The 16,866-nt window shown below is 56.5% G+C and carries 14 protein-coding genes; 2 read left to right on the forward strand and 12 right to left on the reverse strand.

Annotation, left to right across the window (positions count from 1 at the left end):
• Positions 1–25: 25 nt before the first annotated feature.
• The 10 genes from sthA to ABIE59_RS02045 all read right to left on the reverse strand — a co-directional run bounded on the left by sthA (position 26) and on the right by ABIE59_RS02045 (position 10,389).
• On the reverse strand, positions 26–1,417 hold the full coding sequence (gene sthA / locus ABIE59_RS02000) for a Si-specific NAD(P)(+) transhydrogenase (RefSeq protein WP_354443782.1): 1,392 nt from the start codon (positions 1,415–1,417) through the stop codon (positions 26–28).
• A 62-nt stretch (positions 1,418–1,479) separates the two neighbouring features.
• A complete protein-coding gene (gene nqrM, locus ABIE59_RS02005) occupies positions 1,480–1,722 on the reverse strand; it encodes a (Na+)-NQR maturation NqrM (protein ID WP_152437793.1) in 243 nt (80 codons plus the stop codon).
• A gap of 11 nt (positions 1,723–1,733) precedes the next feature.
• On the reverse strand, positions 1,734–2,783 hold the full coding sequence (locus ABIE59_RS02010) for an FAD:protein FMN transferase (RefSeq protein ID WP_354443784.1): 1,050 nt from the start codon (positions 2,781–2,783) through the stop codon (positions 1,734–1,736).
• Positions 2,784–2,792: 9 nt separating this feature from the next.
• On the reverse strand, positions 2,793–4,019 hold the full coding sequence (gene nqrF, locus ABIE59_RS02015; RefSeq protein WP_061331858.1) for an NADH:ubiquinone reductase (Na(+)-transporting) subunit F: 1,227 nt from the start codon (positions 4,017–4,019) through the stop codon (positions 2,793–2,795).
• 41 nt (positions 4,020–4,060) lie between these two features.
• Positions 4,061–4,669 carry an NADH:ubiquinone reductase (Na(+)-transporting) subunit E gene (gene nqrE / locus ABIE59_RS02020; RefSeq protein ID WP_354443787.1) on the reverse strand — a complete coding sequence of 203 codons (609 nt, stop codon included), beginning with the start codon at positions 4,667–4,669 and terminating at the stop codon, positions 4,061–4,063.
• Positions 4,669–5,334, reverse strand: coding sequence for an NADH:ubiquinone reductase (Na(+)-transporting) subunit D (locus ABIE59_RS02025; RefSeq protein WP_058090112.1), 666 nt, complete (start codon positions 5,332–5,334; stop codon positions 4,669–4,671). The genes nqrE and ABIE59_RS02025 overlap by 1 nt, the downstream gene beginning before the upstream one ends.
• A gap of 2 nt (positions 5,335–5,336) precedes the next feature.
• Entirely contained in the window at positions 5,337–6,131 is a 795-nt protein-coding gene (locus tag ABIE59_RS02030; protein WP_354443789.1) for a Na(+)-translocating NADH-quinone reductase subunit C, read from the reverse strand.
• A complete protein-coding gene (locus ABIE59_RS02035; RefSeq protein ID WP_072677624.1) occupies positions 6,124–7,332 on the reverse strand; it encodes an NADH:ubiquinone reductase (Na(+)-transporting) subunit B in 1,209 nt (402 codons plus the stop codon). The genes ABIE59_RS02030 and ABIE59_RS02035 overlap by 8 nt, the downstream gene beginning before the upstream one ends.
• Positions 7,333–7,336: 4 nt before the next feature.
• Positions 7,337–8,683 (reverse strand): Na(+)-translocating NADH-quinone reductase subunit A, encoded by a 1,347-nt coding sequence (locus ABIE59_RS02040; RefSeq protein WP_354443792.1) that lies wholly within the window; start codon positions 8,681–8,683, stop codon positions 7,337–7,339.
• 236 nt (positions 8,684–8,919) lie between these two features.
• A complete protein-coding gene (locus tag ABIE59_RS02045) occupies positions 8,920–10,389 on the reverse strand; it encodes a glyceraldehyde-3-phosphate dehydrogenase (protein ID WP_502915316.1) in 1,470 nt (489 codons plus the stop codon).
• Between the two features lie 171 nt (positions 10,390–10,560).
• On the opposite strand from ABIE59_RS02045, the gene mfd reads away from it, so the two are divergent.
• A complete protein-coding gene (mfd, locus tag ABIE59_RS02050) occupies positions 10,561–14,094 on the forward strand; it encodes a transcription-repair coupling factor (RefSeq protein WP_354443796.1) in 3,534 nt (1,177 codons plus the stop codon).
• 30 nt (positions 14,095–14,124) lie between these two features.
• Positions 14,125–14,904 carry a CsiV family protein gene (locus tag ABIE59_RS02055; RefSeq protein WP_354443798.1) on the forward strand — a complete coding sequence of 260 codons (780 nt, stop codon included), beginning with the start codon at positions 14,125–14,127 and terminating at the stop codon, positions 14,902–14,904.
• Here ABIE59_RS02055 and ABIE59_RS02060 read toward each other — a convergent pair.
• Positions 14,888–15,676: an S-methyl-5'-thioinosine phosphorylase gene (locus ABIE59_RS02060; protein WP_354443800.1), complete on the reverse strand. Its 789-nt coding sequence runs from the start codon at positions 15,674–15,676 to the stop codon at positions 14,888–14,890. The genes ABIE59_RS02055 and ABIE59_RS02060 overlap by 17 nt on opposite strands.
• A complete protein-coding gene (locus ABIE59_RS02065) occupies positions 15,660–16,865 on the reverse strand; it encodes a mechanosensitive ion channel family protein (RefSeq protein WP_354443802.1) in 1,206 nt (401 codons plus the stop codon). Before ABIE59_RS02065 ends, ABIE59_RS02060 begins: the two co-directional genes overlap by 17 nt.
• Position 16,866: the final 1 nt, after the last annotated feature.

Below are 16,866 nucleotides of genomic sequence, written 5' to 3' on the forward strand. Positions count from 1 at the left end.
CAACTCGGGGAACAAACTGGCCGGATCAGAAGATCCGGTTCAGACCGTTCAGTGCCGCTACCCGGTAGGCTTCCGCCATGGTCGGGTAATTGAAGGTGGTGTTGATGAAGTAATTCAGGGAATTGGCCTCACCTTTCTGGTTCATGATGGCCTGACCGATATGGACGATCTCCGCCGCCTGGTCACCAAAGCAATGAATACCAAGAATCTCCCGAGTTTCCCGGTGGAACAGAATCTTCAACATGCCCACCGCCTCACCGGTGATCTGCGCCCTCGCCAGATCCTTGAAGAAGGCCTGGCCAACGTCGTAAGGCACCTTCGCTTCGGTCAATTCACGCTCGGTTTTACCCACAGAACTGATTTCCGGGATGGTGTAGATACCCGTGGGTACATCGTCCACAAAGCGGAAATATTCGTCCTGGGTGATGTCTGATGATGCCGCACGGCCCTGGTCATAAGCAGCACTGGCCAGGCTCGGCCAACCGATGACATCGCCCGCTGCATAGATGTGCTCCACCTCGGTACGGTAGTGGTCATCCACCGCCAGCTGGCCACGACCATTCGGCACCAGACCAACGTTTTCCAGTCCCAGGTTTTCGGTATTGCCACTGCGGCCATTGCACCACAGGAAGGCATCGGCCCGTATTTTCTTGCCGGACTGCAACGACAACACCACACCATGGTCGTCGCCCTTCACCGATTCGTATTGCTCGTTATGGCGAACCAGCACGCCATTGTTGCGAAGGTGGTAGCTGAGCGCGTCGGAGATTTCGTCGTCCAGGAATGACAACAGGCGACTGCCCGGGTTGATCAGGTCAACCTTTACACCCAGCCCGGCAAAAATGGAGGCGTACTCGGAACCGATAACACCGGCGCCGTAGATAATCAGGGTGCGCGGGGTATGGGACAGGTTCAGGATGGAGTCAGAGTTGTAAATCCGGTGATGGCGGAAATCCACATCCGGCGGCAGATACGGACGGGAGCCAGTAGCAATAATGGCCTGCTTGAAGTGGATAGTCTCAACGGACTTGTTGCCACGGATCTCCAGCCGATGGGTGTCAACAAACGAAGCACGGCCGTTGATCAGGTCTACCCGGTTACGGGAATAAAACTGGGTGCGCAGTTTCACCTGCTTGCCAATGACCTTCTGGGCGTTCTGCAACACCCTCGGGAAGGAGAACCAGCGCGGCTCGCCGATATCCCGGAACATCTGGTTGGTATTGAAGGTGATGATCTGCTTCACCGAGTGGCGCAGCGCCTTGGATGGAATGGTGCCCCAGTGCGTGCAGTTACCGCCCACCGTCGGTTTGTCTTCAATGATGGCGACCCGCTTGTTGTGCTTGGCCGCGTTCATTGCCGCCCCTTCACCAGAAGGGCCGGCGCCAATCACGACGACGTCGTAATGATGCTCTGCCATGTGCGCAGTGACTCCTTATCTACGTCAAAGAATGCGTAGTTTTATTTATTGATGAGTGTCGCTTACTTTTCTGTGCGCGAGGCGTCGTAGGCCAGGTCTTCACCGCTCTCAGAGGCCCCGGTCTCGCTGCGGCTTTCTTCGCATTTCTGAGTATTACCGCCACAAATATCGCAGGACTGGCTGATGCCGAGGGCACCGATACCGCCGCAAGTGCCACTGATTGGCTTACGACCAAAAATGACACCAATGGACATGCCTGCAATCAGAATGCCGACAATGAACAAAACCAGAAGAAAGGTACCCATACTGACCTCCTTTACTGAACCACGAAGGAAGAGAAAGCCGGTGTTTCATGCACCTCGAAGCCGTTCTCACCCCGTACAATGAAATAAGCGGGAATATTCTCCCGTATTGACAGCGCCCTTGCCCGCTCAAACCCCATCACTGTGAATGCGGTGGCCAGAGCATCTGCTGTCATACAATCTTCGGTAATCACCGTCACAGACGCCATCCTGTTCGTTATCGGCTTACCGGTCGATGGATCTATTGTATGCGAATAGCGCACACCATCCGATTCGTAATAGTTACGATAGTCACCAGAGGTTGCCATCGCATGCTGGTCCATCGCGACAATCTTATTAACCTGACGCGCGCCCTCCGATGGCTGTTCGATCGCCAGGCGCCAGGCGCCGCCGTCGGGCTTACGGCCATTCACCCTCACCTCACCGCCTATCTCAACAAGGTACGCCTGCACACCTTCACGGTCCAGGTAACGGGCCACCACATCGACGCCATAGCCTTTGGCAATCCCGGATAAGTCGATGTACTGGGGCTTGGCACTCCGCAAAGCCATGGTTTCGGCGTTCAGTTCCAGATAACGGTATCCGATGCCTGCCAACGCTTCCTCAAGCACCGTATCCGGTGGCACGGTCTCAGGCCTCGCATCCGGGCCAAAGCCCCAGAGATTGACCACAGGACCAATAGTGATATCGAACGCCCCATCGGACAGTTCGGCAATTTCAATGGAGCGCTGTATCACTTCAAACAAAGCGGGGGAAAGTTCCGTCCACTCAGTCTGATCCGGTTTGCGATTCCATCGAGACAGCTCCGAGTCCTGTTTCCAGGTCGACATGGAAGCATCCACCGCTTCGAGCTCTCTCTGAATACCCTGAGCCAGAGTCTGCAGGCGTTCCTTGTCTTCTGGCAATACGACGTTTATGTGATAGGTCGTTCCGAAGATACCTCCGGAAATTTCCCAGACTTTTTCCTGTTCCTGAAACGAGCAACCCGCCAGGGCAGCCACGGCCAGCGTCATGAAGACGCTGACCAGGACCACCCTGACGGGTTCAAACATGCGGGATGTCATCTGAGCCTGTTAACCTCCGAAATCATCCAGCATGATGTTTTCGTCTTCGACACCAAGATCTTTCAGCATCTTGATAACGGACGCGTTCATAATTGGCGGCCCACACATGTAAAACTCACAATCTTCCGGAGCCGGGTGGTCCTTCAGATAGTTTTCGTACAACACGTTATGGATAAAGCCGGTAGGGCCATCCCAGTCGTCGGTCGGGAGCGGGTCCGACAGGGCGCAGTGCCACTCGAAGTTCTCGTTTTCAGCGGCCAGACCATCAAAGTCTTCCACATAGAACATTTCTCGAACGCTACGTGCACCGTACCAGAAGCTGATCTTGCGCTTGGAATTCAGACGCTTGAGCTGGTCAAAGATATGAGAGCGCATGGGTGCCATACCCGCGCCACCACCGATGAATACCATTTCAGCATCGGTCTTCTTCGCAAAGAACTCACCGAACGGCCCCATTACAGTGACCTTGTCACCCGGCTTCAGGTTGAACACATAACTGGACATGATGCCCGGCGGATGATTCGTTCCCGGAGGCGGTGTCGCAATACGGATGTTGAACTTCAGAAGACCCTTCTCTTCCGGGTAGTTCGCCATGGAGTATGCACGAATGGTGTCTTCCTTGTTGATGGCCTTATAGCGCCAGATATCGTGCTTGTCCCAGTCCTCGTGGAACTCTTCCTCGATATCGAAGTCCTTGAAATCGATCTCGTAGGGAGGGCACTCAAGCTGCACGTAACCACCGGCGCGGAAATCCACTTCCTCGCCTTCGGGCAACTTCAGCACCAGCTCTTTAATGAAGGTGGCCACGTTGTGGTTCGACACCACCTCGCACTCCCACTTCTTCACACCGAAGAACTCCTCCGGCACTTCAATTTTCATGTCCTGCTTCACAGGAACCTGACACGACAGGCGCCAGCCTTCTTTTTCTTCACGATTCGTGAAGTGGGTCTTTTCAGTGGGCAGCATGGCACCGCCACCTTCCAGAACCTTACATTTACACTGGGCGCAGGTACCACCGCCACCACAGGCAGACGACAGGAAAATGCCGTTACCCGCCAGGGTGTTGAGCAGTTTGCCACCTGCTTCCGTTTTCATGGTGTGTTCCGGGTCGTCATTGATTTCAATGGTGACGTCGCCGGTGCTGACCAGTTTTGAGCGCGCTGCCAGGATCACCGCCACCAGTGCAAGCACGATGACGGTGAACATGACCACGCCAAGAATAATTTCTGTATTCATGGTCTCGCCTTCTCGTAGTTATCCGATGATCCGGGTGCGCATTACAGCGAGATGCCGGAGAACGACATAAAGCCGAGCGACATCAGGCCGACAGTGATGAAGGTAATACCAAGGCCACGAAGGCCATCGGGAACATCACTGTACTTGAGCTTCTCGCGGATACCTGCCAGGGCACCAATGGCCAGGGCCCAGCCAACGCCGGCACCAAAGCCGTACACCACACTCTCACCAAAGTTGTAGTCACGCTCAACCATGAACAGTGACGCACCCAGGATTGCACAGTTAACGGTGATCAGCGGCAGGAACACGCCCAGCGCTGCATACAGCGACGGGATGTACTTGTCGAGAACCATCTCAAGAATCTGCACCAGTGCCGCAATAACACCGATGTAGGTCAGCAGTCCCAGGAAGCTCAGGTCAACATTTGGCAGACCCGCCCAGGACAGAGCACCTTCACGCAGAACGGTATTGAAGATCAGGTTGTTTACCGGCACAGACAGAGTCAGCACCACAACCACGGCAATACCCAGACCAATCGCCGCTTCCACCTTCTTGGAGATCGCCAGGAAGGTACACATCCCCAGGAAGAACGCCAACGCCAGGTTTTCAACGAAGATCGCCGTAACCAGAAGACTCAGATAATGATCCATTAGAAGGCCTCCCGGGTTTTATGAGCTGACATCTTGAAATCTGGCTCTTCAACCTGATCCGGCTTCCAGGTACGCAGTGCCCAGATGCCCAGACCGATGATGAAGAACGCACTCGGCGGCAGCAGCATCATGCCGTTCGGCACATACCAGCCACCATCGTTCACGGATGCCAGGATGGTGAAACCAAGCAGTTCACCGGAACCAAACAGCTCACGGAAGAACGCTACGAACAGAATCGCGATGGAGTATCCCAAGCCGTTGCCGATACCATCCAGGAAGCTCAGCATCGGCGGGTTCTGCATGGCAAAGCCCTCGGCTCGGCCCATGACGATACAGTTGGTGATGATCAGACCAACGAATACCGACAGCTGCTTGCTGATTTCATAGGCATAAGCTTTCAGTACCTGGTCGACCACGATTACCAGCGACGCAATGATGGTCATCTGTACGATGATCCGAATGCTGTTGGGAATCTGGGTACGAATCAGAGATACCGCCAGGTTTGAAAACCCGGTTACCGCGATAACCGAAGCACACATAACCAGCGTCACGCTCAGGCTGGTCGTTACCGCCAGCGCCGAACAGATCCCAAGAATCTGCAGGGCGATAGGGTTGTTACTGAAAATCGGTTCAAAAAGAACCTTCTTGGCTGATACGTCAGACATGATCAGGCCTCCCCGTCGCGCAGATTTTTCAGGAACGGCGCGAAACCGTTCTCGCCCATCCAGAAGTTGATCAGGTTCTCGACACCACGAGCCGTCAGCGTTGCACCAGACAGGGAATCAATCTGATGTTCGCTGTCCGGGTTGGCACCACCTTTAATCAGGCGGATCTGGGGCTCGCTCTTGTCATCACCGTAGATCTTCTGACCAACCCACTGGCTTTTCCAGCGGGGATTGTCTACCTCACCGCCCAGACCGGGTGTCTCAGCGTGGTCATAGAAGCCCAGACCCTCGATGGTGTTCAGGTCACCTTCCAGTGAAATGAACCCGTAGAGGGTGGACCACAGACCAGGACCATGAACCGGCAGCACCACACGAACCAGCTCACCGCCTTCCTCGAGGATATAAACCGTGGCTGCGTGCGCGCGGCGACGCAGATTAGCGGTATCTTGTTCACCCGACAGGCGGGTAGACATGTTCGGGTCACCGGCAGCGCGGTACTGGTTATAGCTCAGCACATCTGGCACACCCAGCTCTTCCGGAGTGGTGAACCGACCAGTGCGCAGGTCAACCAAGCGCGGCTCAAACTGACCAAACAGCTCTTCGATGCGAGCCCGATTGGCACCAGGCTCAGCCATGCCGGCGGCCTGAAGAATGTTGGACTTGATGTCCAGCTCCTGGTTCAGGGCCTGCTGCGGGCGAAGGGATACGGCTGCAGCAGACACGATCACGGAGCAAACGATACACAGGGCGAAAGCGACCTGAATGGTCTTTCCGACCGTCTCTTTTTTCTTAGCCACGTGCGAGCCTCCGTTTGATGTTGGCCTGAACCACGTAGTGGTCCATCAGCGGGGCGAACAGGTTGGCGAACAGAATGGCCAGCATAATACCTTCCGGGAAAGCCGGGTTGACCACACGAATCAGGATAGTCATCACACCGACCAGAATGCCAAACATCCAGCGACCGGTGTTGGTCATTGCCGCGGATACCGGGTCTGTCGCCATGAACATCATGCCGAAGGCAAAGCCACCCATAACCAGATGCCAGTGTGCCGGAATAGCAAACATCGGGTTCGTCTCGGAACCGACGATGTTTAACAGCAGCGACATACCGATCATGCCGATCAACACCCCCCCAACGATGCGGTAGGAGGCGATCTTCATGGCCAGGAGAATCAGACCACCAATCAGTATGGCAATGGTGGATGTCTCACCCATCGAACCCTGGATGTTGCCCACGAAGGCATTCATCCAGCCAATCTGGGTTTCCAGTGCTTCCAGGCCGCCAGACGCAGCCCAGCTCAGAGCCGTTGCGCCACTGAAGCCATCAACCGCAGTCCAGACGGTGTCGCCGGAAATCTGCGCCGGATAGGCAAAGTACAGGAAAGCACGACCGGTCAGGGCCGGGTTCAGGAAGTTCTTGCCGGTACCACCGAACACTTCCTTACCGATAACGACACCGAAGGTGATGCCCAGGGCCACCTGCCACAGCGGGATGGTAGGCGGGCAGATCAGTGCGAACAGCACAGAAGTTACGAAGAAGCCTTCATTCACTTCGTGACGACGCACGGTGGCGAACAGCACTTCCCAGAAACCACCAACCACGAAGGTGACGGCATAAATGGGAATAAAGTAGGCCATACCGTAGACGAAGTTATCCCACCAGCCGGCACCGGAACCGGTCACGGCCAGAGCGGTGATAAAGGCTTCACGCAGGCCGCCGTCAGCAATCATGGCATCCGGGTTGGCTGCCAAGAAATTATTGGCCTGAAAACCAATGTTCCACATACCGAAGAACATGGCGGGGAAAGTACACAACCACACAGTGATCATGATGCGCTTGAGGTCTACCCCGTCACGCACGTGAGCTGTAGTGGAAGTTACCTTGCCAGGAGTGTAGAAAATGGTATCAACGGCTTCATACAAGGCGTACCAGCGCTCGTACTTGCCACCTTTTTCAAAATGATGCTCGATTCCATCGAGAAACTGTCGGATAGCCATCGTATTAGCCCTCGATCTCGATTCGGGTCAGGTTCTCGCGGAGAATCGGACCGTATTCATATTTGCCAGGGCACACAAAGGTGCACAACGCCAGATCTTCTTCATCCAGCTCCAGAGCACCGAGCTTCTGTGCCACTTCGGTATCCCCAACAATCAGCGCGCGCAGCAGCTGGGTTGGCAGGATATCCAGGGGCATCACCTGCTCATAGGCGCCAACGGGCACCATGGCTCGCTCACTGCCGTTGGTGGTAGTGGTGAAGTTGAACAGTTTTCCGCCCGCCAGCTTGGACAGGTAGATGTTCAGCACTGAGAACTTGTTGGTGCCCGGAGACAGCCAGCCAATGAACTCACGTTTGGTGCCTTCTTCCAGCACCGACACCTGGTTGGCAAAACGACCCAGGTAGGCACAGGGACCGTCACCACGACGACCGCCGAACACCGAGCCTGAAATGGCACGGACTTCACAGTCAGTGTCGATCTCGCCATCCAGCAGTTCCGGCAGGCTGGCACCCAGGCGGGTACGAACCAGGCGCGGCTTCAGGGCTTTCGGGCCACCGATGGCCACAATGCGCTCAACCGGAACTTCACCGGTCTCGAACAGTTTGGCGATATCGATCACGTCCTGGTAATTGATGCTCCAGACTGTCTTGCTGACCGAAACCGGGTCCAGGTGGTGGATGTGGGTACCTACGTTACCGGCAGGATGGACACCGTCAAACTGGTGTACTTCGATGTTATCCGCGTTAGGGACAGACACATCTGATCCCGGTTTGCCGGTAACAAAGACCTTGCCGTTGGTCAGGCGGGAGATAATGGTCAGACCTTTCTCGAACGCCTTGCTGTTTTCACCGATGATAACGGTAGGGTCTGCTGCCAGCGGATTGGTATCCATGACAGAGACAAATATGGAGTTGGGCGCGGTGTCAATCTCCGGAACCTTGCTGTATGGCCGGGTGCGGAACGCTGTCCACAGACCGGACTCAACCAGGTTATCAACAACCTGCTGGCGTTCCAGGCCGGCAAGATCGGCATCGTTGTAGCGGGCGTAGGTTTCCGCGTCATCGCCATCGACCTCGATGACAACAGACTGGAACACGCGACGCTCACCGCGATTGATTTCTTTCACCACACCGGCTGCCGGTGAGGTATAACGAACGCCTTCGGTCTTCTTGTCCGTGAACAGCAGCGTACCGCGCTTGACACGGTCTCCCTCTTTCACAGCCATCGTCGGCTTCATGCCGTTGTAGTCAAAGCCGATCAACGCCACGTGGCGAATCGGTTTGCCGTCCGTAATGGTCTGTTCGGGAGCGCCGCTGATGGGAAGATCCAGGCCTTTTTTGATCTTGATCATTAGCCTCATCCAATCATCAGAAACTATTCTGTGGATTTATAACGCCCGGCCCCGCCACTCGGGGGTGAGAATATGGGTGCCAGACATACCCAAAATCGCGCCAATTATAGAGATTAAGGAATCCTATTTCCACCGGTAAGGAAAATGGTTTCATCCCTCAAGCGAAGTAAAAAAGCCCCGACAGCATGCGCTATCGGGGCCTTCTGAACCAATCTGCCTACGAACAGGCTTAGACTTTAGTCTCGCGCCCGCTTCGGAAAGATCGGGTAGGTTACGCCAGCCATCTGGTTAACGCAGCGGATGACCTGAGCACTGTAACCGAACTCATTGTCGTACCAAACGTACAGAATCAGGCGCTTACCGTTAGCGATGGTGGCCTGAGCATCCACGATACCCGCGTGGCGGGAGCCTACGAAATCGGTGGATACCACTTCCGGGGAATTCACGAAATCAATCTGTTTCTGCAGCTCAGAGTGCAGAGCCATGTCACGAAGGTAATCGTTCACCTTCTCTACATCCACGTCGGACTTGAGATTCAGGTTCAGGATGGCCATGGAAACGTTCGGCGTCGGCACCCGGATAGCATTACCGCTCAGCTTGCCTTTGAGCTCCGGCAGCGCCTTGGCAACAGCCTTGGCCGCACCTGTCTCTGTGATAACCATGTTCAGTGCTGCACTGCGACCACGACGGCTACCCTTGTGGTAGTTGTCGATCAGATTCTGGTCGTTGGTGTAGGAGTGAACGGTCTCAACGTGGCCATCTTCAATGCCGTATTCGTCATTGATCGCCTTCAGTACCGGGGTAATGGCGTTGGTGGTGCAGGAAGCGGCGGACAGGATCTTGTCTTCGTCAGTAATCCAGTCGTTATTGATGCCATAAACGATATTCTTGATGTCACCCTTGCCTGGCGCAGTCAGGATCACGCGGCTCACACCCTTGGACTTCAGGTGCAGACCAAGCCCGGCTTCGTCACGCCACTTACCGGTGTTGTCGATCACAATGGCGTTGTGGATGTCGTAGCTGGTGTAATCCACTTTATCCGGGCCATCGGAATAGATCACTTTGATAAAGTTGCCATTGGCGATCAGGGCGGAGTTTTCTTCATCCACCGTGATGGTGCCATCGAAGGGACCATGCACAGAGTCACGGCGCAGCAGGCTGGCACGCTTTTCCAGATCGTTTTCGGCACCGCCCTGACGAACCACGATGGCACGCAGGCGCAGATTGTTACCACCGCCAGCCTTCTCAATCAGGATGCGGGCCAGCAGTCGGCCGATACGACCAAAACCATACAGGACCACATCTTTGGTTTCGTTCTGGGCGTCCTGTTCTGACTGACTGGCGTATTGGCCAACCACGGGGCCGATTTCACGCTTCAGGAATTCGGTGAGATCACCGCCTTCAGCCTTGAACTTGACCGCCAGCTTGCCAATATCTACGTGAGCGCGGCCAAGATCCAGCTTGTCCATGGCCTGCAGGATGGGAAGCGTGTCGTGAACGGACAATTCACTGTGCTCAACCTGACGAACAAAACGATGTGCACGGATGATGTCGATGACTGACTGGTTGATGATCGCCCGGCCGTAAACCGACGTAACAACGTTGTTTTTGCGGTACAGGCGGCCAATCAGCGGGATCATCGCTTCGGCAGTGGACTCTCTATCTGTCCAGTTGGACAGGTGCTGGTTGATTTGTTCGTGACTCACGGTTGGAACCTCGTATAGCACTGGGAATAATTTTGAGGCGCACATTATCCAACTTAAGACGCCTTACGGCAAATAGCGATTTGTCGGCACCAGCCATGACACTGAAACCCCCGAACGCTAGAATAGCGCCGCCCTGTTCCAGACGCGCCAATTCAGGAGATTTGACAGCTCATGTCCCAAGGTACAGCCCGTGCAGACTCGCCCGCCCCGTTGATTGCCCCGACGCTGCCGGACAAAAGTGCCGACCACCGCAAATGGGGCCAGCTTCACGGCTGCAGTGACGCCCTGGCGATCTGCGAGAGCGCGAGACAGCACAAAGGGCTGACACTGGTGGTTACCCGAAGCACCGATGAAGCCATTCGCCTGGAGCAAGCTATCCGGTTCTTCCTTCACCTGCCACCGGAGGAAGACGGCGCCACGGTGACTGACGATGGGCTGGAACTGCTGTCGTTGCCGGACTGGGAAACCCTGCCCTACGATCTGTTTTCACCGCATCAGGACATCACCTCCCGGCGCATCCGAACCCTGCATCGGCTGCCCTCCACCCGCCACGGCATTCTGGTGGTGCCTGCCCGAACGCTGATGCACCGGCTGGCACCACCCAGCCACCTTCAGGGCAATACCCTGTTATTGAAAGTGGGCCAGAGCCTGGATATTGACAGCTGGCGTATGCACCTGGAAGCCGCCGGGTATCACCATGCGGAAAACGTGTATGAACATGGCGAATACGCCGTGCGGGGGGCGATTCTGGATATCTATCCCATGGGCTCAAACCTCCCCTATCGGATAGATCTGTTTGACGACGAGATCGAAACCCTGAGGACCTTCGACCCGGAAACCCAGCGCTCCATCGATCGCATCGAGCAGATCGAGCTGCTGCCGGCACACGAGTTCCCATGGCACAAGGAGGCCCGGTCCGGCTTCCGCAATCGCTGGTTCGAGCATTTCCCCCATGCCGACAAAGATGCACCCGTGTATCAGGACGTAAGCAACGGCATTACCCCGCCGGGCATCGAATACTACCTGCCGCTGTTCTTTGACCAGACCGCCACCCTGTTCGATTACCTGCCGGAAACCACCCTTGTGTTTACCGCAGATGGCCTTAATGACGCCGTTGCCGCCTTCGATTCGGAAACCCGCGCCAGACACGAGGATCGCCGGCATGACCGACTCAGGCCGATCCTGCCGCCCGCCGAGCTGTTCCTGCTTCAGGACGAAGTGTTCGGACAGATCAAACACTATCCGCGGGTGACCTGCACACCTGATGCCATAGACGGCGCCGGCACCGCCAATTGTGGCGCGACGCCGTTGCCGGATGTCGCTATGGATGGCCGTGCGGCCGACCCTGCCGGGCGTCTCAAGCGTTTTATCAAAGATTTCCCGGGGCGCGTTCTGATTTGCGCCGAATCCTCGGGGCGGCGGGAAGCCCTGATCGAGAACCTGCGGGATCATAACCTGAAGCCTGCCACCGTCAGTGGCTGGCAGGAGTTCACCCAAAGCAATAACGTGACACTGGCCATCACCATCGCGCCCATGGAGCAGGGCATGGTGTTGCCGGAGCAGAACTTGGCCCTGGTTACCGAAACCGCTCTGTTCGGCGAGCGGGTATTGCAACGGCGCCGACGGGAAAAACCCACGGAAGTGGACGACCACGGTTACCGGGACCTGTCCGAACTGCGTATCGGCTCGCCGGTAGTGCATATTGACCACGGGGTTGGCCGCTACAAAGGCCTGGAAACCATAAATGCTGGCGGTCAGGCCGATGAGTTCCTGACCCTGGAATACGCCGGCGGCTCGAAACTCTATGTTCCCGTTTCCAGCCTGCATCTGATTTCCCGCTACGCCGGTACCGACGAAGAGCACGCCCCACTGCACAAACTGGGCACCGACCGCTGGAGCACGGCCAAACAGAAGGCTCTGGAGAAGATTCGTGACACCGCCGCCGAACTGCTCGACGTTTACGCCCGCCGTGAAGCCCGCAAAGGCTTTCAGTTTGAAGACCCGAAAGAGGCTTACCGGGCTTTTGCCGCCGGCTTCCCGTTCGAGGAAACACCCGATCAGCAGGTAGCGATACAGGCGGTGTTCGAAGACATGACCGGCGAGCGCCCCATGGACCGTCTGGTGTGCGGCGATGTCGGCTTCGGCAAAACCGAGGTTGCCATGCGAGCGGCCTTCCTCGCCACCTGGTCTGGCAAGCAGGTGGCTGTGCTGGTGCCCACTACCCTGCTGGCCCAACAGCATTACGAATCCTTCCGGGATCGTTTTTCCGACACCCCTGTCACTGTGGAACTGCTCAGCCGTTTTCGCAGCGGCAGCCAGACCACCAAGGCCATGGCAGCCATCGAGGAAGGCAAGGCCGACATTGTGATCGGCACCCATAAGTTGCTGCAGGGAGACGTGAAGTTCAAGAACCTGGGCCTTGTGATCATTGATGAAGAACACCGGTTCGGTGTTCAGCAAAAAGAACGACTGAAATCCCTGCGGGCAGAAGTCGATATGCTCACACTGACCGCCACACCGATTCCGAGAACCCTGAACATGGCCATGGGCCACCTTCGGGACCTGTCTATCATCGCCACCCCGCCTGCCCGCCGACTGTCGGTCAAAACCTTTGTGCGCCAGAGGGAAGAAGCCATGGTAAAAGAGGCGATCCTGCGGGAAATCCTGCGGGGCGGCCAGGTGTATTTCCTGCACAACGATGTGTCGACCATTGAGAAAACCGCTGAAGATCTGCGCAGGCTGATCCCCGAAGCCAGGGTTGGCGTGGCCCACGGCCAGATGCGGGAACGGCAGCTGGAACAGATCATGTCCGACTTTTACCACAAGCGATTCAATGTGCTGGTGTGCACCACCATTGTGGAAACCGGTATTGATATTCCCAGTGCCAATACCATCATCATCGAGCGGGCCGACAAGTTTGGCCTGGCCCAGTTACACCAGTTGCGCGGCCGGGTTGGCCGGTCGCACCACCAGGCCTACGCCTACCTGCTGACGCCGCCGCCCAAGAGCATCTCCAACGACGCCAAAAAACGCCTTGACGCCATCGCCGAGGCTCAGGATTTGGGTGCCGGTTTCATGCTGGCCACCCATGATCTGGAAATCCGGGGTGCCGGAGAGCTGCTGGGCGAAGAGCAGAGCGGGCAAATCGAAAGTATTGGCTTCACTCTCTACATGCAACTGCTGGATGAGGCAGTGAAAGCCATTCGCGAGGGCCGCACCCCTAATGCGGAGCTGCCACTCAGCCACGGCACCGAAATGAACCTGCGCATCCCGGCGCTGATTCCCGACGACTACCTGCCGGATGTGCACAACCGCCTGATGCTGTACAAGCGCATTGCCAGCGTGCAGACCGAAGACGAATTAAAAGAACTTCAGGTTGAGATGATCGACCGCTTCGGATTATTACCGGAACCGGCCAGGAATCTGGTCAACCAGGCCCGCCTGCGCCTTAAAGCCGAGGCCCTGGGCATCGGCAAAGTGGACGCTGGCAAGGAGTGGGTGCGCCTGGAGTTTGGTGCAAGCACACCGGTAGATCCTCTGGCATTGGTTAAAAAAGTGCAATCCGCACCGGATACCTACAGGCTGGAAGGCGCCAACAGCTTCCGCTTCCGGCTGAATGATGATTCAACCAGTGGTAAACTCGACGCCATTGCAGCCATGCTCACGGAATTGACGCCGGATACCAAGCCAGCCAAGGCGTCGTGAGCAAACAACGACTCAGGTGGAGTAAGACTCTTGAAAGCCCAGCATTTCTGTTTACGGCACACAGTGGTTGGTGCCCTTCTGGTAGCGGTCTTCATGCTCGCCCCGACCGCCCTGATGGCGCAAAGCCAGTCAGGCGACGCACCCCGGGACTACTACCGGGCTGAATTAGTTATCCTGGAAAGACTGGTAGACCCATCCGGCATTGAAGAGAAAATGTCGGGCAAACAGGTTGAGCCAACCACTCGGCCAGTCAAAGCCCTCTGGGTAAATCAGGCCGACGGCAGCCGGCAATCTGATCTGCAACTGGTACCGCAGGGCGAGCTGCATCTGAATCAGGCCGCCCGCCGCCTTGAAAACAGCGGCAACTATCGGGTGCTGGCGGTCACCGGCTGGTACCAGTCGTTTCCACCCGATTACGACGGCGAGCCGCTGGAGATTGCGTTGGGCGACTGGCTGCCGGAAGCCGGCCAGCGGGCAGTGGAAGGTCACATCACCATTGACCGCCAGCGGTTCCTGCACGTAGGCGTTCACCTGAACCACTGGATGATTGACCAAAGCGCGCCGAGAATCCTCCAGACAACGCACCATGAGTCAGACTACGCGGGCGAGGCCGGCGTTCCGGATGCCGCTGGCGAATGGTCTGACGCCGGCAACGAAGCTACTTTCGGATTGCCTGAGACAGCTACCCCGGCCGCGCCGCTTCAACTGATTACCTGGATCAGGGAAACCCGCCGCATGCGCAGTGAGGAAATCCACTTCATTGACTCCCCCACTATCGGCGTGCTGGTATTTTTCAAGCGGGTGGAGTGAGCACCCCAAGCTGGCCCAGGTCGGCCACTGAGCGCTCGAGGATCAACCGCACCCCGGACATCCCCTGCTCAATGGCCTCCTCAATTTCGGCCATGGTAATGATGTGTTCGGATTTGCCCGCCGCCCAGTTCACCACCAGGCCCAGACTCACGTAACGCATCCCCAGCTCAGCAGCCAACACGGCTTCTGGCATACCGGTCATGCCAACGATATCGCAGCCATCACGCTCCATTCGGCGTATCTCTGCGGACGTTTCAAGCCGGGGCCCCTGGGTCGCGCCGTATACCCCAAAATCCGAGAATGGCACGCTCGCCTCGCCCGCAGTGGTTACCAGTAGCTGCCGGGCGTCCCTGTCGTAAGGCCAGGTAAAATCAATGTGGGTGACATGTTCCAGGTCCCCTTCATAGAAAGTGCTCGGTCGCCCCCAGGTGTAGTCAATCAACTGATCGGGAATGACCACGTGGGCTGGCCCCATGTCACGATGAATACCACCAACGGCGTTGACACCCACCAGGGTTCTGACGCCGGCATCGTAAAGCGCCTGGATGTTAGCCCGGTAGTTGACCTGGTGAGGCGGAATCCGGTGCGGGTTGCCGTGACGAGCCAGAAAAATCACCTTCTGACGCCCCAGCACACCATGAACCAGCGCAGAGGACGGCTCCCCCCATCGGGTGGAAACATTTTCCTCGCCCACAATGGTGAGGTCACTGAGGCTGGTCAGCCCGGTCCCACCAATAATGCCGACCGGCCTGTTATCAGCGACTGTTGTCATTCTGCTTCTCCGCCTGTGTTCCTGAGTCTTTCTCACGGCCGCCCTCGCTCGCTGGTTCGGACGCTGATCGCTTGAGATTGTCACCGCTGACTTTCACACCGTCCGGCAAGTGCAGGGTACGTGTCGGGAAGGCCACTTCGGCACCATGGCTTTCAATGATGTCACTGATTTTCAGCAGAACATCCTCTTTAACCTCATGGAACCGGACCCACTGGGTGGTTTTGGTAAAGGTATAAACCATGATGTCGAGGGATGATGCATTAAACGCCAGGAAATTCACGATCAACGTCTCATCGGCCGCAATATCTTCATGATTCTTCAGCATGTTACGGATCTCATCCACAATTTTCCTCATGGAGTGGACGTCTGCGTAACGAATACCAATGTTCTCGAAAATGCGACGGTTGGTCATGCGGGAGGGGTTCTCCACCGCGATGGTGGTAAAGGCCGCATTGGGAACGTAGAGGGGGCGCTTGTCGAAGGTACGAATCGTTGTGAGTCGCCAGCCGATGTGCTCCACCGTGCCCTCAATATTCCGGTCTGGCGAACGCACCCAGTCGCCCACCTTGAAGGGTCGGTCCAGGTGGATGATAAAGCCACCAAAAAAATTGGCCAGCAGGTCTTTCGCCGCAAAACCGACGGCAATACCACCTACACCACCAAAAGCAAGAACACCGGAGATACTGAACCCGAGGGTCTGCAATGCCGTCAGAACCGCGGTGATAATCACAACCGCCCGCAGCAGCTTGCTGATCGCATTCACCGTTGTGTAGTCCATCGGTTTACGCATTTTCATGGGCGAGACCAGAATTTTCTCCGCCTCTTTGACCAGCCTGAGCATCGCCCAGACCAGAACCCAGACAAACCCGATCTGCAACAGCGTGCCGTTCGCCTTGAAGATTTCGGCATCGGAGAAGTGGTGGGCAACCTCCGCGGCCCAGTAGACCCCTTGCAGCCAGACAAACGCCACGACCGGCTTGCGCGCGGCGTGCAGAATCGCGTCATCCCACAGGTTACGGGTTGCGCTGAACTTGTTCTCCAGAGCAACGATCACTCGGGATGCAATAAATGCCGCAGTGGCGGTTGCAAACACCAGCATGAAGATCAGAATACCGGCGCGCCATCCCTCCGAAAGCATTCCGAATTCTTTTATCCAGCTGTTCAACATGCTTAATGCTTCTCCGATCATC

Origin of the sequence: Marinobacter sp. MBR-99 (assembly GCF_040547575.1) — a bacterium.
Lineage (GTDB): Bacteria > Pseudomonadota > Gammaproteobacteria > Pseudomonadales > Oleiphilaceae > Marinobacter.